The organism is Pseudomonas sp. NPDC077408 (assembly GCF_050269105.1).
GTDB lineage: Bacteria > Pseudomonadota > Gammaproteobacteria > Pseudomonadales > Pseudomonadaceae > Stutzerimonas.
In genome coordinates, this window is sequence record NZ_JBNNHS010000001.1 from 222,056 (window position 1) to 242,676 (window position 20,621).

17 protein-coding genes are annotated in these 20,621 nt (G+C 61.8%); 11 read left to right on the forward strand and 6 right to left on the reverse strand.

Annotation, left to right across the window (positions count from 1 at the left end; translation table 11 throughout):
* Positions 1-207: 207 nt before the first annotated feature.
* Positions 208-417 carry a hypothetical protein gene (locus tag ACQKEK_RS01090; RefSeq protein ID WP_499140784.1) on the forward strand — a complete coding sequence of 70 codons (210 nt, stop codon included), beginning with the start codon at positions 208-210 and terminating at the stop codon, positions 415-417.
* On the opposite strand, the gene cmoB is transcribed toward ACQKEK_RS01090, so the two are convergent.
* The 4 genes from cmoB to lon all read right to left on the reverse strand — a co-directional run bounded on the left by cmoB (position 414) and on the right by lon (position 5,161).
* The gene (cmoB, locus tag ACQKEK_RS01095) at positions 414-1,376 is read right to left on the reverse strand and encodes a tRNA 5-methoxyuridine(34)/uridine 5-oxyacetic acid(34) synthase CmoB (protein WP_499140785.1); all 963 of its coding nucleotides are present in this window, start codon (positions 1,374-1,376) and stop codon (positions 414-416) included. The two genes, ACQKEK_RS01090 and cmoB, sit on opposite strands and share 4 nt — an antisense overlap.
* Entirely contained in the window at positions 1,373-2,152 is a 780-nt protein-coding gene (cmoA, locus tag ACQKEK_RS01100) for a carboxy-S-adenosyl-L-methionine synthase CmoA (RefSeq protein ID WP_499140786.1), read from the reverse strand. The genes cmoB and cmoA overlap by 4 nt, the downstream gene beginning before the upstream one ends.
* 84 nt (positions 2,153-2,236) lie before the next feature.
* A complete protein-coding gene (locus ACQKEK_RS01105) occupies positions 2,237-2,626 on the reverse strand; it encodes a protease inhibitor I42 family protein (protein ID WP_046162712.1) in 390 nt (129 codons plus the stop codon).
* A gap of 153 nt (positions 2,627-2,779) precedes the next feature.
* Positions 2,780-5,161, reverse strand: a complete 2,382-nt coding sequence (gene lon / locus ACQKEK_RS01110; RefSeq protein WP_499140787.1) for an endopeptidase La — start codon at positions 5,159-5,161, stop codon at positions 2,780-2,782.
* A gap of 144 nt (positions 5,162-5,305) precedes the next feature.
* On the opposite strand from lon, the gene ACQKEK_RS01115 reads away from it, so the two are divergent.
* The 3 genes from ACQKEK_RS01115 (at position 5,306) to putP (ACQKEK_RS01125) (ending at position 11,284) form a co-directional block, all read left to right on the forward strand.
* On the forward strand, positions 5,306-6,061 hold the full coding sequence (locus ACQKEK_RS01115; RefSeq protein WP_499140788.1) for a helix-turn-helix domain-containing protein: 756 nt from the start codon (positions 5,306-5,308) through the stop codon (positions 6,059-6,061).
* A 263-nt stretch (positions 6,062-6,324) separates the two neighbouring features.
* Complete coding sequence (gene putA / locus ACQKEK_RS01120; RefSeq protein WP_499140789.1) at positions 6,325-9,486, forward strand: bifunctional proline dehydrogenase/L-glutamate gamma-semialdehyde dehydrogenase PutA; 3,162 nt, start codon at positions 6,325-6,327, stop codon at positions 9,484-9,486.
* 313 nt (positions 9,487-9,799) lie between these two features.
* Positions 9,800-11,284 carry a sodium/proline symporter PutP gene (gene putP, locus ACQKEK_RS01125; protein ID WP_128121502.1) on the forward strand — a complete coding sequence of 495 codons (1,485 nt, stop codon included), beginning with the start codon at positions 9,800-9,802 and terminating at the stop codon, positions 11,282-11,284.
* 113 nt (positions 11,285-11,397) lie between these two features.
* Here the strand turns inward: putP (ACQKEK_RS01125) and ACQKEK_RS01130 are convergent, their stop codons facing one another.
* The gene (locus ACQKEK_RS01130; protein ID WP_045429298.1) at positions 11,398-11,622 is read right to left on the reverse strand and encodes a DUF3203 family protein; all 225 of its coding nucleotides are present in this window, start codon (positions 11,620-11,622) and stop codon (positions 11,398-11,400) included.
* Positions 11,623-11,857: 235 nt separating this feature from the next.
* Between ACQKEK_RS01130 and ACQKEK_RS01135 the strand changes: the two genes are divergently transcribed.
* From ACQKEK_RS01135 to ACQKEK_RS01165, 7 genes are all read left to right on the forward strand, one after another.
* Entirely contained in the window at positions 11,858-12,529 is a 672-nt protein-coding gene (locus ACQKEK_RS01135; protein WP_499140790.1) for a methylamine utilization protein, read from the forward strand.
* A complete protein-coding gene (locus ACQKEK_RS01140; protein ID WP_499140791.1) occupies positions 12,513-14,870 on the forward strand; it encodes a putative bifunctional diguanylate cyclase/phosphodiesterase in 2,358 nt (785 codons plus the stop codon). Before ACQKEK_RS01135 ends, ACQKEK_RS01140 begins: the two co-directional genes overlap by 17 nt.
* Positions 14,867-15,724, forward strand: coding sequence for a DUF3034 family protein (locus ACQKEK_RS01145; protein ID WP_499140792.1), 858 nt, complete (start codon positions 14,867-14,869; stop codon positions 15,722-15,724). The genes ACQKEK_RS01140 and ACQKEK_RS01145 overlap by 4 nt, the downstream gene beginning before the upstream one ends.
* Positions 15,724-16,143 (forward strand): group I truncated hemoglobin, encoded by a 420-nt coding sequence (locus ACQKEK_RS01150; RefSeq protein ID WP_499140793.1) that lies wholly within the window; start codon positions 15,724-15,726, stop codon positions 16,141-16,143. Before ACQKEK_RS01145 ends, ACQKEK_RS01150 begins: the two co-directional genes overlap by 1 nt.
* Positions 16,144-16,397: 254 nt before the next feature.
* Positions 16,398-17,882 (forward strand): sodium/proline symporter PutP, encoded by a 1,485-nt coding sequence (putP, locus tag ACQKEK_RS01155; RefSeq protein ID WP_128121498.1) that lies wholly within the window; start codon positions 16,398-16,400, stop codon positions 17,880-17,882.
* Between the two features lie 148 nt (positions 17,883-18,030).
* The gene (locus ACQKEK_RS01160) at positions 18,031-18,216 is read left to right on the forward strand and encodes a hypothetical protein (RefSeq protein WP_499140794.1); all 186 of its coding nucleotides are present in this window, start codon (positions 18,031-18,033) and stop codon (positions 18,214-18,216) included.
* A gap of 314 nt (positions 18,217-18,530) precedes the next feature.
* A complete protein-coding gene (locus ACQKEK_RS01165; RefSeq protein WP_499140795.1) occupies positions 18,531-19,937 on the forward strand; it encodes an alpha/beta hydrolase in 1,407 nt (468 codons plus the stop codon).
* Between the two features lie 63 nt (positions 19,938-20,000).
* Here ACQKEK_RS01165 and ACQKEK_RS01170 read toward each other — a convergent pair whose 3' ends face one another.
* Positions 20,001-20,468, reverse strand: a complete 468-nt coding sequence (locus ACQKEK_RS01170) for a nuclear transport factor 2 family protein (protein WP_499140796.1) — start codon at positions 20,466-20,468, stop codon at positions 20,001-20,003.
* Positions 20,469-20,621: the final 153 nt, after the last annotated feature.

Consider the following 20,621-nt stretch of genomic DNA (forward strand, 5'->3'; position numbering starts at 1 on the left):
TCAATTTTGTTTAACTGGTCGTTCTATTCTAGTCGTTTGTTTGAATCGTAAAGCGCGCTCAGTCTTACTTCACCGGCCATATCGGTCGGCAGGCACTGGGTGCGCCGACGCACCTTGCACGTAGGGGGCGCAATGAAGTGTTCAGACAGACGAGTGACAGATGCACCAAAAGGTCCGCGGCAAGAGCCCGCGAGGCCGGATTTCTATATGCCGGCAATGTGGCCCATCGGACTGCAAGAGTGGGCGCTCGACTGGTTCGCGGCCTGGCGCAAGCGTCGCCTCTATCGGCGGCTACTCACGCTCAGCGACCGGCAATTGCGGATGCGTGATTTGAGCCGCCCGCGTTTGATGGAGAAAGCACAGGCGTCGCTGCGTCAGCTGGTTGAAGAACAGCGAAGTGCGCGCGTCCAGCGTTAGGGTTTGCGCGCGATCAACACGGCGCGCATCGGCGCGGGCAGGCCTTCGATGGTCTTGCTGTGATCCTGCGGGTCCAGGAACTCCGGCAGCGACTGATAGCGCATCCAATCGGTGCTGCGCTGCTCCTCGATGCTGGTAATGCTGACATCGACGCAGCGCACGTCAACGAAGCCAGCGCGCCGCAGCCAGCATTCCAGCGCCGCCACCGAGGGCAGGAACCAGACATTACGCATCTGCGCGTAGCGGTCTTCCGGGACCAGAGCGGTGTGTTCGTTGCCCTCGATCACCAAGGTTTCCAGGACCAGCTGGCCGCCCTTGATCAGGCAATCCTTCAGGTCCAACAGATGATCGACAGGCGAGCGTCGGTGGTAGAGCACGCCCATGGAAAAGACAGTATCGAAGCCCTCGAGCTTGGGCGGCAACTCCTCCAGCGCCATGGGCAGATGCCAGACCGGCAGCTCCGCCAAGTAGCGCTTCATCGCGTGAAACTGGCAGAAGAACAGCCAGTTCGGGTCGATGCCGACGACCGAGTCGGCACCGGCGCCGAGCATGCGCCACATGTAATAGCCGTTGCCGCAACCGACGTCGAGGATGCGCTTGCCGCTCAAATCCAAATGCGGCGAAACCCGGTCCCACTTCCAATCCGAGCGCCATTCGGTGTCGACATGTACGCCGAACACCTCGAAAGGACCCTTGCGCCAGGGCGACAGGCCGAACAAGGCGTCTTGGGTAGCCGCACGGGTGTCCTCGTCGCACTCCGCTTCCAGGCGGAAAGCCGCTTGCAGTTCGACAGCGGCGGGCTTGATATCAGGCAGCGCATCGACGGCGCGACGCCAGCGCGGCAAGTCACCGTGGCCGATGGCGAGTTTGGCATCGAGTTGTGCCTGCAAGCCGTTGGCCCAGGCGGCCAGTGGGGTGCCGGCCAGGCGCCAGGCGAGGGGTGTCAGGTCAAGGTTCATGGCAGCGCAATCAACGAGGCGAAGTTCAGGCATTGAAACCAGGGCACCACCTTGGTGAATCCGGCCTCCAGCAAGCGCTGACGGTGGGTTTCCAGGCTATCGGGCTTCATCACGTTCTCGATGGCGCTGCGTTTCTGCGCGATTTCCAGTTCGCTGTAGCCGTTGGCGCGCTTGAATGCGACATGCAGGTCGGTCAGCAGGTCATGCTCCTGCTCGTCTTCGAAGCGCAACTTTTCCGACAGAATCAGCGCGCCCCCAGGTACCAGCGCCTGGCGGATGGCGCCTAGCAGAGCGGGCCGCTTTTCAGGCGGGATGAACTGCAGAGTGAAGTTGAGTGCGATCAGCGAGGCGGGCTGGAACTGCAGGGCAAGCACGTCGGCTTCGATCACCTCAACCGGGAGCAACTCTTGAAACATCGAGTCCTGCCCGTGCAGGTATTCACGGCAGCGCTCGACCATGGCAGTAGAGTTATCGACGGCGATCACCTGGCAATTATCCGCCTTGACGTGCCGGCGCAACGCTTGCGTCACCGCGCCCAGCGAACATCCCAGGTCATAGAGGCAGGTGTTCGGCTGGGCGAACTGCGCGGCCAGCACGCCGATGTTCTCGACGATGGTGGGATAGCCCGGAACCGAGCGTTTGATCATGTCGGGAAAGACCCGCACGACGTCCTCGTTGAAGACGAAGTCTTGGGGTTGGGCGAGGGGCTTGGCGAACAGGCGATCGGGTTCGTGGCTCACGGCGGTGTCTGGGCAGGCTGAAAACAGGGGCGGCATTGTAGCGGAAAGCCATGCCGATGGCCGTCGCGAAGTGGACGGTCGGTCCTCGTGCCCCGGCTACTCCACGTCTTATGGCACGTCTTATTGCACTTCGATTCGGCAGTCGAACAGCCCGGCCGGCTCGGTGTCGGTTTCCCAAGGGCGTTGATAGGCGAGATAGAGGCGGCCGCTGCCGGCCTCGGCTGCCTCGAAGCGCCAGGTGGACAGACCATCGCCGCCGATGACGTCGGACTTCGGTGAGCTGAATACTTCCGGGCCAAGGCTTTTCAGCTGCTCGGCCGAAACCTCGCGCAGGTTCCAGCGATAGCCTGTGGTGGGGTTGCTTGGCAGGCTCACGATCAGCATCTGACCGGGCTGTAAGGTCAGCGGGCAGTCCGCATCGTCGTTCAGCGCGATACTGCTCGGCGGCGTACTGGCGCAACCGGCCAGCAGGAACAACGGGGCGAACGACAGCAAACGGGCAAGAGGCATGGGCGACCGGCTCCAGAGGGAAGAAAGAAAACGCTCGGGCGTCGGTGGAAACCATAAGGCGCCAGGGCCGGTGGGTAAAGCCATTCGCAACGGCGACCGGCTATACGCAAGCGGAAGGGGCCGTGCCGCCGGTTCACGGCCCTGATTCCAGTATCAGAACAAGACCTTGACCACGTCACTGAAGCGCTTGGCGAAGTGCATCGTCAGGCCTTCTTTCAGATAGTCCGGCAACTCCTCGAAATCCCCACGATTCAGCTCCGGGATGATCAGTTCGTACAGTTTCAAGCGCCGCGCCGCGATGACCTTCTCTCGCAATCCACCGATCGGCAGCACCAGCCCGGTCAGGGTCAGCTCGCCGGTCATGGCCACGCCTTTCTTGGGCGCCTGGTTACGTGCCAACGACAGCAGTGCGCTGGCCATGCTGATGCCGGCACTCGGGCCATCCTTTGGCGTAGCGCCTTCCGGCACGTGCATATGCACGAAGGCCTGATCAAAGAACTTCGGATCGCCTTTGAATTCCTTCAGGTGCGAATTGACGTAACTGAAAGCGATTTCAGCCGACTCCTTCATGACATCACCCAGCTTGCCGGTGAGCTTAAAGCCACGGTTGAGCGTATGAATCCGCGTAGCCTCGATCGGCAGTGTTGCGCCGCCCATGCTGTTCCAGGCCAACCCGGTGACCACGCCGACTCCAGTGAGCAGCTGTTCAGGGTGCCAATACGCCATGCCCAGGTAGCTTTCGATATCTTTCGGCCCGATCTTGATCTTGCTCTCAGGTTCATCGAGCAGCTTGACCACGGCCTTACGCACCACCTTGCCGAGCTGCTTGTCGAGCTGTCGAACACCGGCCTCGCGCGCGTAGCCTTCGATGAGGTTGCGCAACGCACTGTCGTTGATCGCCAACCGGTTCTTCGGCACCCCGGCGCGCTGCAACTGCCGCGGCCAGAGGTGGCGCTTGGCGATCGCCAGTTTCTCTTCGGTGATGTAACCCGACAGCCGGATGATCTCCATGCGGTCGAGCAGCGGGCCCGGGATCGAATAAAGGCTGTTGGCGGTGCAGACGAACAGGACCTTGGACAGGTCCAGGCGCAAATCAAGGTAATGATCGAGGAAACCGACGTTCTGTTCCGGATCCAGCGTTTCCAACAGCGCCGAGGCCGGATCGCCCTGATGGCTATTGCCGAGCTTGTCGACCTCGTCGAGCATGATCACCGGGTTCATCACTTCGACTTCCTTCAGTGCCTGGACCAGTTTGCCGGGCAGGGCGCCGATGTAGGTGCGGCGATGGCCCTTGATCTCGGCCTCGTCTCGCATGCCGCCAACGCTGAAGCGGTAGAAGGGGCGGCCCAGCGATTCGGCAATGGACTTGCCAATGCTGGTCTTGCCGACGCCTGGCGGGCCCACAAGGAGCACGATGGAGCCGGAGATTTCACCGCGGAATGCGCCGACGGCGAGGAACTCGATGATCCGGCTTTTGATATCGTCGAGCCCGGCATGGTGCGCGTTGAGCACCTTGCGGGCGTGCTCCAGATCGAGCTTGTCTTCGCTGTACAGGCCCCAGGGCATTGAGGTCGCCCAGTCCAGATAGTTACGGGTTACCGCATACTCCGGCGAACCGGTTTCCAGCACCGAGAGCTTGGTCAGCTCGTCGTCGATCCGCTTCTGGGCGGCTGGTGGTACTACCTTGCCCTCAAGGCGGGAACGAAACTCGTCGGCATCAGCGCTGCGGTCGTCCTTGGTGATCCCCAGTTCTTGCTGGATGATCTTCAGCTGTTCCTTTAGGAAGAACTCACGCTGACGTTCGCCGATCTTGCGGTTCACTTCGCCGGTCAGTTCTTTCTGCAGCTTGGCGACTTCGACTTCCTTGCGCAGCAGGGGCAGCACCTTCTCCATACGCTTGAGCACGGGCACGGTGTCCAGGACCTCTTGCAGCTCGATGCCTGGCGCCGTGGTCAGCGCCGCAGCGAAGTCGGTTAACGGCGACGGCGCGTTCGGGCTAAAGCGGTTGAGGTAGTTCTTCAGCTCCTCGCTGTACAGTGGATTGAGCGGCAGCAGCTCCTTGATCGCATTGATCAACGCCATGCCGTAGGCCTTCACCTCGTCGCGGGGATCTTCATCGCTCTGCGGGTATTCGACTTCCACCAAATAGGGCGGTTTACGGCGCAGCCACCCTTTGATTCGAACGCGGGCCATGCCCTGGGCGACGAATTGCAACCTGCCGCTTTCCTTCGATGCGTGGTGCACGCGAACCATGGTGCCGTGTTCGGGCAGGCTGTCCGGATCGAAGCTGGCGGCATCCTGTGCTGGGCTGTCCATATAGAAGAGTGCCAGACGCTGATGCGGCGTCTTGGAAACCAGCTCCAGAGTCTCAGCCCAGGGCTCTTCGTTGACGATAATCGGCAGCACCTGTGCGGGAAAGAAAGGCCGATTGTGGATCGGGACGATGTACAGCTTGTCGGGCAGGTCCTGATCCGGCAGCACCAGACCCGTGGAAGAGGCGTTTTGCTCGAATTCTTGATGGATGTCGTCGTTCATGCGGCACCTGTGGCGAGTACGTGCTCTTTAGATGGGTATCTGGCGAATGATTTCAATCCAATCGTTGCCTGGCTGTTTTTGCCCACGGCTATAAAAACCGCCAAGCCTCCGGTAGAGTGCGGCCCATACCCCAGGTGCCCCTCCATGCTCAATGCCCGTCTGCTGCGCCTTGATGATCAGGCCCACGAACATGCTCACGACTACCACCAGTTGGTGCTGTCGCTCTCGGGCAGTGCCGCGTTTGAGGTCGACGGCGCGGGCGGTGAGGTGTGCCGTATGCGTGCCTGCCTGGTGCCGGGATACGCCGAACACGAGTTCGCCGGCAAGGGTGATAACCGCATGCTCATCATCGACCTCGATGAGCAGGACCTCAGCGCCGACGATCCGCGCCTGCTGGCGCAGTTGTTCGAAACGCCTCGTTATCCGGCGCTGGATGCCGACTTTCACAACCTGCTGAACTACGCGGGCGCCGAACTGGCCCGCTATGGCAGCGACCCGTTGCTGGCACGGGCGCTGGGCGGTGTGCTGTTGCGTGCGTTGCACTTGCGGGTGTTTGGCGAAGCGACATACCAGCCGAAAGGGCCGCTGGACATCGCGCGCCTGGATGCGCATATCGAAAGCAATCTCGCGCGCCGGATCACGGTAGCCGAGCTGGCGCAGGTGGTGTGCCTGAGCCCCAGCCACTTCCACGTGCAGTTCAAAGACAGCGTCGGCCTTACCCCGCATCAATACCTGCTGAAGAGTCGCCTCGATCGCGCCGCCAGGCTGCTGCGCGAAAGCCCGCTGCCCCTGGTGCGGATCGCTGAAGAGTGTGGCTTCTCCAGCCAGAGCGCCTTGACTACCGCCACCCGTCGTTACCTCGGGCTGACGCCGAAACGGCTGCGACGCAGCGACGAGTGACCGACCCTAAACGCACCGAGACGGTGCGTTTCGCGTTCTACCGCCCCCGCTATGCACCGCTTTAGCGACTTTTCATGACAGGGTTTTGACGCTCATCAAAACCCATAGGTTTTTGAAAAAGTTCCGTAGTTTTGCGCAACAACCGAAAACGCCCCCGCCTTAGATTCGCCTACCCGTTTGGCGAACCGCCCGCGCATTGCTGCCCGCGCGTCGCCGTCGAACCAGATCCAAACACAACAACACTCCACGAGAGGAGCGGCGCGATGTTCAAAGCCGGTCAAGTCTTGCAGGGCGATTTCGCCAACCTGAAAGCCGCCGAATTCTTCCCCGCCATCAGCGCCAATTACAGCGTTGACGAGGCGGCCTACCTGAACGAGCTGTTGCAACTGGCCGATCCTGGCGAGGCGGGCATCGAAGCCATTCGCCGCGAAGCGCGCAGCCTGATCGAAGCGGTGCGCGGTCGTGATAACGCCGTCGACACCCTCGACGCACTGCTGCGCCAGTACAGCCTGGATACGCATGAAGGCCTGATGCTCATGTGCCTGGCCGAAGCCCTGCTGCGTGTGCCGGATTCGGCCACGGCCGACGCGCTGATCCGCGACAAGCTCAACGCCGCCGAGTGGGAACGCCATTTAGGCCAGAGCGACAACGTGCTGGTCAATTTCGCGGCCTGGGGTCTGGTGATGACTGGCAAGGTGGTCGACCCGGACAATTCCGACGGCCGCCCGAAGAATGTCATTGGCCGGCTGGTCAAGCGCTCCGGCGAGCCGGTCATCCGCGCCGCGATGAATCAGGCGATGAAGCTGATGGGCAAGCAGTTCGTGCTTGGCCGGACCATATCCGAAGCCTTGAAGAACGGCCGTCCCGAGCGCGAGAAGGGCTACACCTATTCTTTCGACATGCTCGGCGAAGCGGCGCTGACTACCGAAGACGCGCGCAAGTACATGGCTGACTACCGGCAGGCTGTAGAAACCGTCGGCGCCGAGCCGCAGGTCGGTCCGGGACCGCGCCCGTCGGTGTCGATCAAGCTGTCCGCGTTGCACCCGCGTTATGAAGTGGCTCAACGTGAGCGCGTGCTCACCGAACTGTTCGAAAGCGTTCGCGAGCTGGCGATCCTGGCGCGCCGCCTGGATGTCGGTATCACCATCGATGCCGAGGAGGCCGATCGCCTCGAGCTCTCGCTGGAACTCTACGAAAAACTGATGCGCGACCCGGCTATTGCCGGCTGGGGCGAGTTCGGCCTGGTGATTCAGGCGTATTCCAAGCGCTGCCTGCCGGTCCTGGTCTGGCTGACCCTGTTGGGTAAAGAGCTGAACGCGCGCATCCCGCTGCGTCTGGTGAAGGGCGCCTATTGGGACAGCGAAATCAAGCAGTGTCAGGTTCAGGGCCTGGACGGGTATCCGGTATTCACCCGCAAGGAAGGTACCGATACCTCCTATCTGGCCTGCGCGCGCTACCTGTTGTCCGAGCACACCCGCGGCGTGATCTACCCGCAGTTCGCCAGCCACAACGCGCACACCGTGAGCTGCATCCTGTCGATGGTCGGCCAGTTGAAGACGCCGCGCGAGTTCGAATTCCAGCGCCTGCACGGCATGGGCGACGCGCTCTACGACACCGTGATCGAAAAGTACCGCAAGAACGTACGCATCTATGCGCCGGTCGGTGCCCACAAGGACCTGCTGCCGTATCTGGTGCGTCGTCTGCTGGAAAACGGCGCCAACTCATCGTTCGTTCACCAGCTGGTCGACCCGCGTGTGCCGGTCGAAACCCTGATAGACCACCCGGTCACCCAGCTGCGTCAGTTCAAGACCCTCGGCAACCATCGCATCCCGCTTCCGCCGGCGCTGTACGGCAACCGGACCAACTCGCAAGGCATCAACATGAACATCCAGACTCAGTGGAACGAACTGTCCAGCGCCTACCAGACTTTCCTTGACCGCCAGTGGCAAGCCGCGCCGGTGATCGCCGGCCAGAAGCTCACTGGGACGCCGCACAAGGTGCATTGCCCGTATCAGCTCAGCCAGGAAGTAGGTACCGCGCAGTTCGCCACTGCCGAGCAAGCCAAGCAGGCCATCGATGGTCTGGCCGCTTTCTGGCCGCACTGGAACGCGACGCCGATCGAGCAACGTGCGCAGATCCTCGAGCGTCTTGGTGACCTGCTGGAGGCCAACCGCGCCGAGCTGATGGCCATGTGCACGCTGGAAGCCGGCAAGACGCTGCAGGACGGCATCGACGAAGTCCGCGAGGCGGTCGATTTCTGCCGTTACTACGCGCTGCAAGCCCGCCTGAAACTTGGCCGCGAAGAACTCAAAGGTCCGACCGGCGAGCGTAACGAGCTGTTCCATGAAGGGCGCGGCGTGTTCGTCTGCATCAGCCCTTGGAACTTCCCGCTGGCGATTTACCTCGGCCAGATCACCGCGGCTCTGGTCGCCGGTAATACCGTGCTCGCCAAGCCGGCCGAGCAGACCAGCCTGATCGCCGCCCGTGCGCTGGAGCTGATGTTCGAAGCTGGCCTGCCGAAGGAGGCGATTGCCTTCCTGCCGGGCGAGGGCGCGACCCTGGGCGGTGTGTTCTGCCGCGACCCGCGTGTGGTCGGTGTGTGCTTTACCGGTTCGACCGACACGGCGCGCATCATCAACCGCCAGCTGGCCGAGAAGGAGGGCGCCATCGCCGCCCTGATCGCCGAAACCGGCGGCCAGAACGCGATGATCGTCGACTCCACCGCGTTGCCCGAGCAGGTGGTCAAGGATGCGGTCGGTTCCGCCTTCACCAGCGCTGGTCAGCGCTGCTCGGCGCTGCGCGTGCTCTACGTTCAGCGCGACATCGCCGATCGTGTCATCGAGTTGATCAAGGGGGCGATGGATCAGTTGAAAGTGGGCCCGACCCACCTGCGCGAAAATGACCTGGGCCCGGTGATTGACGCCGAAGCCCGCGAAGGCCTGTTGGCGCATATCCAGCAACTCAAGGCCGAAGGCAAGCTGATCGCCGAAGCCAAGCTGCCGGGCAGCCTCAACGGTCACTTCGTCGCGCCCGTGGCGTTCGAAATCGGCGGGATTCACGAGCTGAAAAAAGAGCAATTCGGCCCTGTATTGCACGTGGTGCGCTTCGACGCGGCGGAGCTGGAGAAGGTCGTCGCTGACATCAACGCCACCGGTTATGGCCTGACCCTCGGTATCCACAGCCGCAACGAGGAAACCGCAGCCCGCATCGAAGCGCTGGCGCGGGTCGGCAACCTCTACGTCAACCGTAACCAGGTCGGCGCGGTGGTTGGCGTGCAGCCGTTCGGTGGCTGTGGCCTGTCCGGTACTGGCCCGAAAGCCGGTGGCCCGAGCTACTTGCTGCGCTTCGTCAACGAACGCACGACTTCCACCAACACCACGGCTGTAGGCGGTAACGCGTCCCTGCTGTCGCTGGGCGACGATTGAGGGGCCTGGCGGCCTGCATTCGCCGCGAGGGCGCGCCTCCCACAAAGGCAGCGGTGTACACCTGCCGCTTTCGTGGGAGGCCCGCCTCGGGGCGAAGCTTTTAAGCTCAAGCTTTGTATGCCGCACTGGTTTCACTCCGGCCGCCCCGGCGATCGGATCACAACAACAACCAGAACAGTTGGCGGATCGCTCTTCCGCCTCTGATGGGCTCAGGTGAGCCCGTCCCGGTGATGGCGCGAACCGCCATCGCCCTCTGCCAGGTGGGATCGGGAATACCCTCGCGCCCATCAACAACAACTAACGAGGGAACAAAATGAGCATCAGTACTCCCACTTTGATCACGTTCGTGATCTACATCGGCGCCATGCTGTTGATCGGCTTCGTCGCCTACCGTGCCACCAAGAACTTCGATGACTACATCCTGGGGGGACGTAGCCTGGGAAGTTTCGTCACCGCACTGTCGGCAGGCGCTTCGGATATGAGCGGCTGGCTGCTGATGGGCCTGCCAGGGGCCATCTTCGTCGCGGGGCTTTCCGAAAGCTGGATCGCCATCGGCCTGATTGCCGGTGCCTGGCTGAACTGGCTGTTCGTCGCCGGGCGCCTGCGTGTGCACACCGAGCGCAACAAGAACGCACTAACCCTGCCTGACTACTTCTCCCACCGCTTCGAAGATGAAAGCCGCACGTTGCGGATCTTCTCGGCTTTGGTCGTACTGGTGTTCTTCACCATCTACTGCGCCTCCGGTGTGGTCGCCGGCGCGCGTCTGTTCGAGAGCAGCTTCGGCATCCCGTATGATCTGGCGCTGTGGATCGGTGCTGCTGCAACCATCCTCTACGTATTCATCGGCGGTTTCCTCGCGGTCAGCTGGACCGACACGGTGCAAGCTACGCTGATGATCTTCGCGCTGCTGATCACCCCGGTGTTCGTAATCCTGGCGCTGGGGGACATGGGCGCTGCGATGGACACCATTGCTACGCAGAACCCGGCTGCGTTCGACATGTTCAACGGCCTGTCCTTTGTCGCCATCGTGTCCTTGCTGGCTTGGGGCCTGGGCTACTTCGGTCAGCCGCACATTCTGGTGCGCTTCATGGCCGCCGATTCGGTCAAGACCATCCCCAACGCCCGCCGCATCGGTATGGCCTGGATGATCCTGACGCTGGCCGGCGCCGTCGCGGTGGGCTTCTTCGGCATCGCCTATTTTGCAGGCCATCCGGAATTGGCCGGTCCGGTCAGCGAGAACGGTGAGCGGGTGTTCATGGAGCTGGTGAAGATCCTGTTCAACCCCTGGGTTGCCGGCATCATCCTTTCCGGTGTTCTGGCTGCCGTGATGAGTACGCTCAGCGCACAGCTGCTGGTCAGCTCCAGCGCGCTGACGCAGGACTTCTACAAAGCCATGCTGCGCAAGAACGCCTCGCAGACCGAGCTGGTCTGGGTGGGTCGGGCAATGGTCCTGCTGATCGCCTTTATCGCCCTTGGCATCGCTTCCAACCCGGACAGCAAGGTGCTGGGCCTGGTCTCCTACGCTTGGGCGGGCTTTGGTGCTGCCTTTGGTCCGGTGGTGCTGATTTCGCTGCTGTGGAAGAACATGACGCGCAACGGCGCGCTGGCTGGCATGGTCGTCGGTGCGGTGACCGTGGTGGTGTGGAAGGAATTCATCGGCATGGGTCTTTACGAGATCATCCCGGGCTTCATCCTCGCCAGCCTTGCCATCGTGATCTTCAGCAAGGTCGGAGCCGGTGCTTCACCGAGCATGATCAAGCGCTTCGAGGACGCCGAGCGCGAATATCAAGGCCGCTGATTGAGTAGCTGACGTAACCAAAAACCCCGCTGCCGGCATTCCGGCAGCGGGGTTTTCTTTTGTATCCGCGATCAACCATTAACCGCTGGTCGGCGATGGCTCATGTGGCGTGGTTAGTCGTCGACAACAAGGTTCTTGCGATCGTCCTTAGCGCCTGCTGCGATCAGATGCTCAGCCATGTCTTCGGTCACGTGAACGCTATGGCCGCTGATATGAGCCATGGACATCCGAGCTGCTGGATCTGTCGAGACTCGGACGTCCTTGATGGCGCAGGTCTGGGTGGCGTTTTCGAGTGTGGTTGAACAGGTGCCGTTTGCAGTATCGATGTTGACTGTCATGGCGGGTCTCCTCGGGTGTGCGATGGAGCCGCACTGAAAGGTGCAGCTACTCAGAGTGAGACCGTAGCCAGGACGATCTGTTTGTGCGTAGCGGTAATTGAATCCGACAACGGCGTAGGTAGAAGCGAAAATTATGCTGATCAACTGATGGCAATAGGCTAGCCTGATCAGGCCAGCAGGTTGCCAAGGAAGGCGGTAGTCCCACGGTAATCGTCAAGGTGGCGGAGTCAGCCAGATGTTCAATCGTGTTGTGTGGTCCAGTTGTTTTCTGCTGCTTTGCGCCCTCACCAAATCAGCGCAGGCCCAGCCGTTCAGCGCGTTTGTGTTCGACGCGCAGGGGCGTCCGGTGGAGGGCTCCGTGCTCAGCCTGGCGGGGCAGGCGCAAGCCAAACCCGTCGCCGTGGCGGTCATGGATCAGATCGACAAACAGTTCTCACCGGCCGTGCTGGCCGTTGCGACCGGCACCGCGGTGAGCTTTCCCAATGGCGATGACATTCGCCATCAGGTCTACTCGTTTTCAGCGGCAAAGCGGTTCGAGCTGCGCCTCTACGAAGGCACGCCGAGCGAGCCTGTTATCTTCGATCAACCGGGGCTGGTGGTGCTGGGCTGCAACATCCATGACTGGATGCTCGGCTACGTCTATATCACCGATGACCCATGGTTCGCCGTCAGCGACGAGCAGGGTCGCATCCATTTGGACGTGCCGGCCGGCCAGTATCCCTCTACGCTCTGGCACCCGGCGTTGGTTGATATGCCGCCTATCCAGGCGGGGCGGCTGGAAGTGGGGGCTGTGCCGATCAAGCTGAAGCTGCCGATTGCTATTGCCGCTGCGCTGCAACCCTCGGCGCCGCCACCCACACCCTTTGCCGACGCGTTCAGAAAAGCCGCCCATGACGCGCACCCTTAGTTTTCACGCACGTCTTTCGTGGATCCTCGCCGCCTTTCTGCTGGTGGTGATCGGCGCTCTGTATTTCTCTGTGCGTCTGGTGACCGAAGCGGCCGTGAGCCGGCAGGCCGCCGAGCGGCTCGATTCCGGGTTACGAGTATTCGAGCGTTTGATCGACATTCGCAGTCGTCAGCTGCGTGACGGCGTACAGGTGCTGGTCGCGGATTTCGGCTTCAAGGAGGCGGTGGCCACCGGCGATACCCTGACCTTGCAATCGGCGATGGCCAATCAGGCCGCCCGGATCAATGCCAGCGAAGCCATGCTGATCGGCCTGGACGGTCGGGTGCTGGCCTCGAGCCTGTCCAGTGCCGTACCCGGCGATACCTTCCGCTACGCCGCCGAACTGCGAGACGCGCGAGGGCAGGGGCCGACCCTGCTCATCGTAGTGCTCGATCAACAGGCGCACCTGTTGGTCGAGGCCGAAGTCCGCGCGCCTTTGCCCATTGCGCGGGTGGTGATGGGATTCGCCATGGACGAAGCGCTTGCGCACGAGCTCAAGGAACTAACGGGCCTGGACGTGTCCTTTCTGGCCAAGGCGGAGGGCAACAGCGAACAGCTGGCGACCACACTCAAGTCCGAGGCCCATGCCGAACTGATCGATGGTTGGAGTCGTCATGATCATGCCAACGGCATCGAAGAGCTGACACTCGATGGTGAGCGCTATCTCAACGAGGACGTGGTGCTGTCGCAGGGTGACGGCTATCGCGTGATTGCCCTGGCCCACAGCTCGCTGGACGACGCGCTGGCGGGCTTTCATCAGTTAGATACGCGGATCCTGCTGATTACGCTCGTTGGCCTGATTGCCTCCTTGTTGGGGGCGCTGATGTTGGCGCGTAGCCTTTCAGGACCGGTGAACGCGCTGGCTCAAGCCGCCCAGCGGGTCGGTCGCGGTGACTACCACACGCCCATCGAACTGGACCGCGATGATGAACTCGGCAGCCTGGCCAAAGCACTGAACCAGATGCAGCGCGGCATCGCCGAACGTGAGCAACTGATTGCACACAACATGCTGCACGACGATGTGACGGGCCTGCCCAATCGATCCCTGGCCGCCGAATTGCTTTCCCGCGCTGTCGAGGCCGGCCGGATCACGGCGGTGTTGCACATTGGTATCGGCAACCTCGACGCTGTGCAGGACAGCGGCGGCTCCGAAGGCGTAGACCAGGCGCTGCGCGAGCTGACCCAGCGCCTGCAGGCAGGCTTGCAGCCCGGTGATCACCTGGCGAGGATGCTCTCCGATGAATTCCTGCTGATCGTCAGCGATACCTCCGCTGACAACGCCTTCAGCGCAGCGGTGGCGGTGCAGCAGGCATTGGCCCTGCCAGTGCGCGTCGCCGAGCTTGAAATGCGCATCGAAGCGCACATCGGCGTGGCCGGTTATCCGGACGATGCCGGCAGCGTCGACGAGTTGCTGCGCCGCGCCAGGATCGCCATGCAGGACGCGGCGCAGATGCCGGACGGTCTGCAGCTCTACCAGCATGGGCGTGACGATGCCCATCAGCGGCAGATCAGCCTGATTCGCGACCTACGGCATGCCGCAAACGGAGGTGGTCTACATCTGCATTTTCAGCCCAAGGTTGATCTCGAACACGGTCGGGTCTACCAAGCCGAGGCGCTGCTGCGCTGGAATCACCCGATCTATGGCCTGGTGTCGCCCGGCGAATTCATTCCGTTGGCTGAACGCACGGGCAGCATCCAGCTGCTTACCGCCTGGGTGATCGAGGCGGTGCTGCGGCAGCTACATATCTGGAACGGTCGCGGTCTGTACATGGAGGTGTCGTTGAACATTTCCGCCGAGGACCTCAGCAGCCTGACCCTGGAGCAACGGGTGACCGAGTTGCTGCAGCGCTACGTGATTCCGGGGGACCAGCTGGTATTCGAGATTACCGAAAGCGCCATGATGCGCGATCCAGAGCGCGCGCTGACGATGCTTCATCGGTTGCGTGCGTTGGGTATTCGGTTGTCGGTGGACGACTTCGGTACCGGCTTCTCCTCGCTCGCTCAACTGCGGCGCATGCCGGTACAGGAGTTGAAGATCGATCAGTCGTTCATTCGCGAGCTGGACGACACCTGTGGCGATGCGGTGATTGTCCGTTCGACCATCGACATGAGCCATGCGCTGGGCCTCAAGGTCGTCGCCGAAGGCGTCGAACATGGCGAAACGCGTGATCTTTTGCGGGCTTGGGGGTGCGACACCTTGCAGGGGTATTTTTTCAGCCGACCGTTGCCTGCTGATGCCTTCGAGGCCTGGTTGAAACAGCAACCCCACCTGGCTGCGCGACCGCTCAAGGAGCCTTCATGACAGCCCTGCGAACACTGCTGCTGGCCGTGTGCTGCGTGCCGATGATCGCCAGTGCCGATGCGGGGCGTTTATTGGCTACCGGTGGCGCGACGGGGATCGAAGGTGCTGCAGGCGGCGGGATCACGCCATGGGCTGTGCTGGCGGGGTACGGCGAGCGAGGCGAGTGGGGCGGCGATGTCTTCGCGACTCGTGTCGAAACGGGCGACTACCGGCTAGATGTCGCCGGTGTGGCGTTTGCCTTCGATAATCGCCTTGAGCTGTCTTTTGCGCGGCAGCGTTTCGATCTCGGCAATCTGGCGCGGGACCTGTCGCTCCCGGAAAACAGCCTCAGCCAGGACATCTTCGGCGTCAAACTGCGGTTATTCGGCGATCTTCTCTATGACCGGTTGCCGCAGGTTTCGCTAGGCGCACAGCATAAACGTCAGAAGGACTTCCTGATCCCGTCGTTGATCGGTGCTCAGCGCGACGAAGACACCGAGGCCTACCTCACCGCGAGTCGGCTTATCCTCGGCGGTGCCTTTGGTTACAACCTGCTGCTCAACGGCGGCGTCCGTTACAGCCGCGCCAACGAACTCGGCCTGCTCGGCTTCGGCGGTGACCGTCGAGACAGCCGCAGCCTGCTCAAGGAAGGCTCAGCCGCTGTGTTGTTCAATCCGAACTGGGTGCTCGGCGTCGAATACCGGGAGAAGCCCGACAACCTGTCGTTCGCCGGCGAAAGCGATTGGGCGGATTTGTTTCTCGGCTATTTCCCCAACAAGCGCCTTGCCGTGGTGCTGGCTTATGCGCGGCTCGGTGAAATTGCCACGCTGGACAATCAGGATGGCGCTTACCTGTCCGTACAAGGGAGCTTTTGATGCATCGGCTCGTCCTGCTGTTCTGTTTGTGGCTTGCTGCCTGCACCCAGCAAGCGATCAAGGATGACAGCCTGTACCGGCAGCTGGGTGGCGAGCCCGGTATTACCCGCATCGTGGAAGGGATGCTGCTGCGCATTGCCCGGGACCCGCGCATCGTCGAACACTTTCAAGCTGTCGACATCCAGCGTGTGCGCGACAAGCTGATCGAGCGGTTCTGCGTCGAGGCGGGCGGCCCGTGCACTTACACCGGCGACAGCATGGAGGAAAGCCACAAGGGCCTGGCGCTGACACCCAGCGACTTCAATGCGTTGGTGGAAGATCTGCAGGCGGCGATGACCGATGAGGGTGTCTCGATGCCCGCGCAGAACCGTTTGCTGGCGCGCCTGGCGCCCATGCGCGGGCAAGTCATCGACCGCTGAAAGCGCTAGCGGTGACGATCAAAACAAACCGCTGCATGACCGGTCCGCCAGCCTGGTCAGGCAAAGACGGCCATAGGTCGTTCCGTTCGCACCTTTCCCGGTCAAAACTGTCCGGTCACGAGCGCAGCGTGCATCGAGACGCTATGCTTTCGTTCTAACCCGACCCATCCGTTGCCAACGCTGCGCCACAAGCGTTCGCGTTTCGTCAGTGGAGGCGGGGGCCTGGCCCCTGCAGCACAAGGAAAACAAAACCAATGAATGTGAGTACCCCCACTCTGATCACCTTCGTGATCTACATCGCGGCGATGATCCTTATCGGTTTCACTGCCTACCGCGCTACCAAGAACTTCGACGACTACATCCTCGGCGGCCGCAGCCTCGGCAGTTTCGTCACCGCATTGTCGGCGGGCGCGTCCGACATGAGCGGCTGGTTGCTGATGGGTCTGCCGGGCGCCATCTTCGTTGCGGGCCTGTCCGAAAGCTGGATCGCCATCGGCCTGATTGCTGGCGCCTGGCTCAACTGGATCTTCGTCGCTGGCCGTCTGCGCGTGCACACCGAGCACAATCACAACGCCCTGACACTGCCGGACTATTTCTCTCATCGCTTCGAGGACACCAGTCGCCTGCTGCGCATCTTTTCGGCGCTGGTGATTCTTGTGTTCTTCACCATTTACTGCGCCTCCGGCGTGGTGGCGGGCGCCCGCCTGTTCGAGTCGACCTTTGGGATGGAATACGGTACCGCGCTGTGGGTAGGTGCAGCGGCAACCATTCTTTACGTGTTCATCGGCGGCTTCCTCGCGGTGAGCTGGACCGACACCGTGCAGGCCACACTGATGATCTTCGCGCTGTTGATCACACCGGTCTTCGTGATTCTGGCACTGGGCGACATGGGCACTGCCATGGACACGATCGCGGCGCAGGATCCGTCGAATTTCGACATGTTCAAGGGACTGTCCTTCATCGCCATCATTTCGCTGCTCGGCTGGGGTCTTGGCTACTTCGGTCAGCCTCACATCCTGGTGCGCTTCATGGCGGCCGATTCGGTGAAGACCATTCCCAACGCCCGCCGCATCGGTATGACCTGGATGATCCTGACGCTCGCAGGCGCTGTAACCGTAGGCTTCCTCGGTATCGCTTACTTCGCCGACAACCCCGCGCTGGCCGGTCCGGTCACTGAGAACGGCGAGCGGGTGTTCATGGAACTGGTCAAGCTGATGTTCAACCCCTGGGTGGCCGGCATCATCCTCTCCGGCGTACTGGCTGCCGTCATGAGTACTCTCAGCGCGCAGCTGCTGGTCAGCTCCAGCGCACTGACCCAGGACTTCTACAAAGCCTTCCTGCGCAAGGGCGCGTCGCAGACCGAACTGGTCTGGGTCGGTCGCGGCATGGTGCTGCTGATTGCCTTGATCGCCATCGGCATTGCGTCAAACCCGGACAGCAAGGTGCTGGGATTGGTGTCCTACGCCTGGGCAGGCTTCGGCGCTGCATTCGGGCCAGTGGTGTTGATCTCGCTGGTGTGGAAGCGCATGACGCGCAACGGTGCGCTGGCGGGCATGTTGGTCGGCGCTATCACCGTGGTGGTGTGGAAGGAGTTCATTGGGCTCGGACTGTACGAAATCATCCCAGGCTTCATCCTCGCCAGCATCGCCATCTACGTGGTGAGCATCATGGGCAAGGAGCCGGCGGCTTCCATTCAGCAGCGTTTCGAAGTGGCTGACGCGGAGTACCGTGCCGGCTGATCGCACCGCGTCGGGATCATCGTCACAGCGGCGATGATCCTCGCGCTTCGCTTCTCGCTTGAATCTCCTGTCGTTACTCCCCGCCGCAGAGGATACTGGTCCTCAGGCGCCAGCCCTTGGCGCCCAAAGGAAATTCAGGAGTATTCCAATGAAAGCGCAATCCGTGATGACTCGCGCCGCAGCCGTCGTGCTGGCGGCTCTGTTGATGACTGGCTGCAGCCTGCGCTTGCCAGGCGTCGGTATCGACATCGGTGATGGCGGTGGCGGTGGCGGTGGCGGTGGCCACGGCGGCAATCACTGCCCGCCGGGCCAGGCCAAGAAGGGTAACTGCTGACCCAGGCGAAACCCCTCGCACCAACTGAATGGCGACTGCCATTCAGTACCCCTCCAAGTGACGCCAGGATCTTCTCCTGCTTGATTCGGTTTCCTTGTTCGCCTCGCTTACCCGTGCTCACCCATCATAACCACGACGACAGTCCTGATATTTACGAGACGACATAGCCGCTCATCCCCTGAGCCGCCGAACGGTTTGACAGGTCTAACCTTTCTGCCACGGTTAGTCTGGAGTGCGCGTACCGCTTGCGCTTGGCAAGCCCGGCAAAGCTCGCATCGCTAAAACAAAAACAATAAACATCTGAGGAACCTCTCATGCTTCCAAGCAAGTTGGCTTTAGCCTGCACGCGTGCCATCGCCGGTGTGGTGCTGGTCGGTACTATCGGAATAGCTGCCGATGTTCAGGCACGGTCCAAGCCGATCAAGCCCCCGGTCTCCCACAGCGAATCACGTGAACAGGATTCGCGCGCCTTCGTTCCGATTGTCTCGCCGTTGGCCGCATTTCCCGGTCTGCCCAGCGAGCGCTGGACCGGCGTTTACGAGGGCGCGTCCTACCAGATCGAAGTGCCACCTAATTGGAACGGCATGCTCGTCATGTATGCGCACGGCTATCGCGGTACCGGACCCGAACTGACCGTTGGACCGCCGCCGATCCGTCCATGGCTACTGCAACAGGGATACGCCTGGGCAGCCTCCAGCTACAGCAAGAATTACTACGATGTGCGCGCCGGCATTGAAGACACCAACGCGCTGGCGCTGGCCTTCAGCGAGCTGACCGGCAAAGCCCAGCCGAGCAAGACCTACATAACCGGGCATTCCATGGGCGGCCACGTCGCGGCGGCCGCGGTGGAAGCCGAGACCTACGCCACCGCTAACAATCCGGTGCGCTACAGCGGCTCGGTGCCGATGTGCGGCGTCACGGGTGACGTCTATGAATTTGAATACTTGATGAACTTCACCCTGGCCGCACAGCACTTGGCCGGGCAGGGCCCGACCACCTTCCCGGCGGCAGATTTCCAGGCCAAATTGCCGCAGATTATCGGAACGCTGTGGGACAGCTACCCGACCGACCCGTCGCCGCAGGGTGAGAAGCTGGAAGGCATCGTTCGTGACCTCAGCGGTGGTGAACGCCCCATCTTTGCTGAAGGCTTCCGCACCAGCCTGCAAAGTGTCGTGTTGGGCACCGGAGGCCAAGACGGTTCGGTAAACGGTATTCTGGCCGACTCGCTCAGTGGCAACCTCGCCACCCGCTACCAGTTCGACACGAACAAAGCGATGTCCCGCGAAGAACGCGAGTTCAACGACTCGATCATCCGCGTGGTCGGCCATCCACCGGCCAACAGCATCCGTCCGGACGGGCTGCGCTGGATTCCGGTCGTGAACGGCCAGTTCAACGTCCCGGTGGTCAGCATCCACACCCTCGGCGACCTCTACGTGCCGTTCAAGCACCAGCAGATCTATCGCCGCAACGCCGAAGCCAACGGCAACGGGGACTTGCTGGTGCAGCGTGCCATTCGCGCGCCCAGCCACTGTGACTTCACGTATCAGGAACAGGTTGAAGCGATGGCCGCGATGCTCCAGTGGGAGCAGCAAGGCATCAAGCCGGCGGGCGATAACGTCCTCAACCCGCGTGTAGTCGCCAATCCCGCCTACGGCTGCGAGTTCACCCGTAACGACGGCACGCAGAATCGGACGGCACTGCCGGCCTGCCCAGGGAGTTGAAACACTAGCGCCTGAGTCCAGAAAGCCCTGCTCAAACAGGGCTTTTTGTTATCCGATAGCGGGTCAGGCTTTCCCTCGGGACGACCCGCCATGCAGGCTCGCGTTACCCCAACTCCGAAGCGCATCCTGTTTGATGCTCGAAATGTTCCAGTCTCCCTCGCTGTTCTCGAAGCCAAATTCATAGCTGCCGCACGAGTGAAAGAAGTCGTCGTCCGAGCCGGCAGGGTCAAAGCGAAGAATCAAGTAATTGCACCGCGCACTGACAGCGCGCTCGTCTGCGCCGGGCGTAATTAGCAAATTGGAAAAGCTGTGGTGCTTGGCCAGCGTGTCTACGGCGTTCTGCCTGCGGCTGACGAAGTCCTGCCCACTCATCGTCGTGGGCTGCTCCCGCCCCGAGGACGAGTAATCAATCGCGACCTGTGGCGCCAGGCACTCGACCATGGCAGGCCAATCCCGCCGATCAAAGGACAGGAAGAACCGGCAGAGCAGGTCGTTAATCTGCATGAAGACGGCTGGGTCGACTGTTTTCAAAATACGCTCCCTTGGCGTGGCTAATACTCGATGGATTAAAGCACCGCGTGGCCATCCAGGCGAAAGCCGCACGCCAGTGAAGGCCTCGCGCCTGCAGCGGCCGGCCTCCCCACCGATCGCTCACCGATCGCTCATCGTGATCGGGGAAAGCTG

Excerpts from the sequence above, each read along its gene's own strand:
- ACQKEK_RS01090 (WP_499140784.1), top strand. The coding sequence starts at position 208 with ATGCCGGCAATGTGGCCCATCGGACTGCAAGAGTGGGCGCTCGACTGG.
- cmoB (WP_499140785.1), bottom strand. The coding sequence starts at position 1,376 with ATGAACCTTGACCTGACACCCCTCGCCTGGCGCCTGGCCGGCACCCCA.
- cmoA (WP_499140786.1), bottom strand. The coding sequence starts at position 2,152 with ATGCCGCCCCTGTTTTCAGCCTGCCCAGACACCGCCGTGAGCCACGAA.
- ACQKEK_RS01105 (WP_046162712.1), bottom strand. The coding sequence starts at position 2,626 with ATGCCTCTTGCCCGTTTGCTGTCGTTCGCCCCGTTGTTCCTGCTGGCC.
- lon (WP_499140787.1), bottom strand. The coding sequence starts at position 5,161 with ATGAACGACGACATCCATCAAGAATTCGAGCAAAACGCCTCTTCCACG.
- ACQKEK_RS01115 (WP_499140788.1), top strand. The coding sequence starts at position 5,306 with ATGCTCAATGCCCGTCTGCTGCGCCTTGATGATCAGGCCCACGAACAT.
- putA (WP_499140789.1), top strand. The coding sequence starts at position 6,325 with ATGTTCAAAGCCGGTCAAGTCTTGCAGGGCGATTTCGCCAACCTGAAA.
- putP (WP_128121502.1), top strand. The coding sequence starts at position 9,800 with ATGAGCATCAGTACTCCCACTTTGATCACGTTCGTGATCTACATCGGC.
- ACQKEK_RS01130 (WP_045429298.1), bottom strand. The coding sequence starts at position 11,622 with ATGACAGTCAACATCGATACTGCAAACGGCACCTGTTCAACCACACTC.
- ACQKEK_RS01135 (WP_499140790.1), top strand. The coding sequence starts at position 11,858 with ATGTTCAATCGTGTTGTGTGGTCCAGTTGTTTTCTGCTGCTTTGCGCC.
- ACQKEK_RS01140 (WP_499140791.1), top strand. The coding sequence starts at position 12,513 with ATGACGCGCACCCTTAGTTTTCACGCACGTCTTTCGTGGATCCTCGCC.
- ACQKEK_RS01145 (WP_499140792.1), top strand. The coding sequence starts at position 14,867 with ATGACAGCCCTGCGAACACTGCTGCTGGCCGTGTGCTGCGTGCCGATG.
- ACQKEK_RS01150 (WP_499140793.1), top strand. The coding sequence starts at position 15,724 with ATGCATCGGCTCGTCCTGCTGTTCTGTTTGTGGCTTGCTGCCTGCACC.
- putP (WP_128121498.1), top strand. The coding sequence starts at position 16,398 with ATGAATGTGAGTACCCCCACTCTGATCACCTTCGTGATCTACATCGCG.
- ACQKEK_RS01160 (WP_499140794.1), top strand. The coding sequence starts at position 18,031 with ATGAAAGCGCAATCCGTGATGACTCGCGCCGCAGCCGTCGTGCTGGCG.
- ACQKEK_RS01165 (WP_499140795.1), top strand. The coding sequence starts at position 18,531 with ATGCTTCCAAGCAAGTTGGCTTTAGCCTGCACGCGTGCCATCGCCGGT.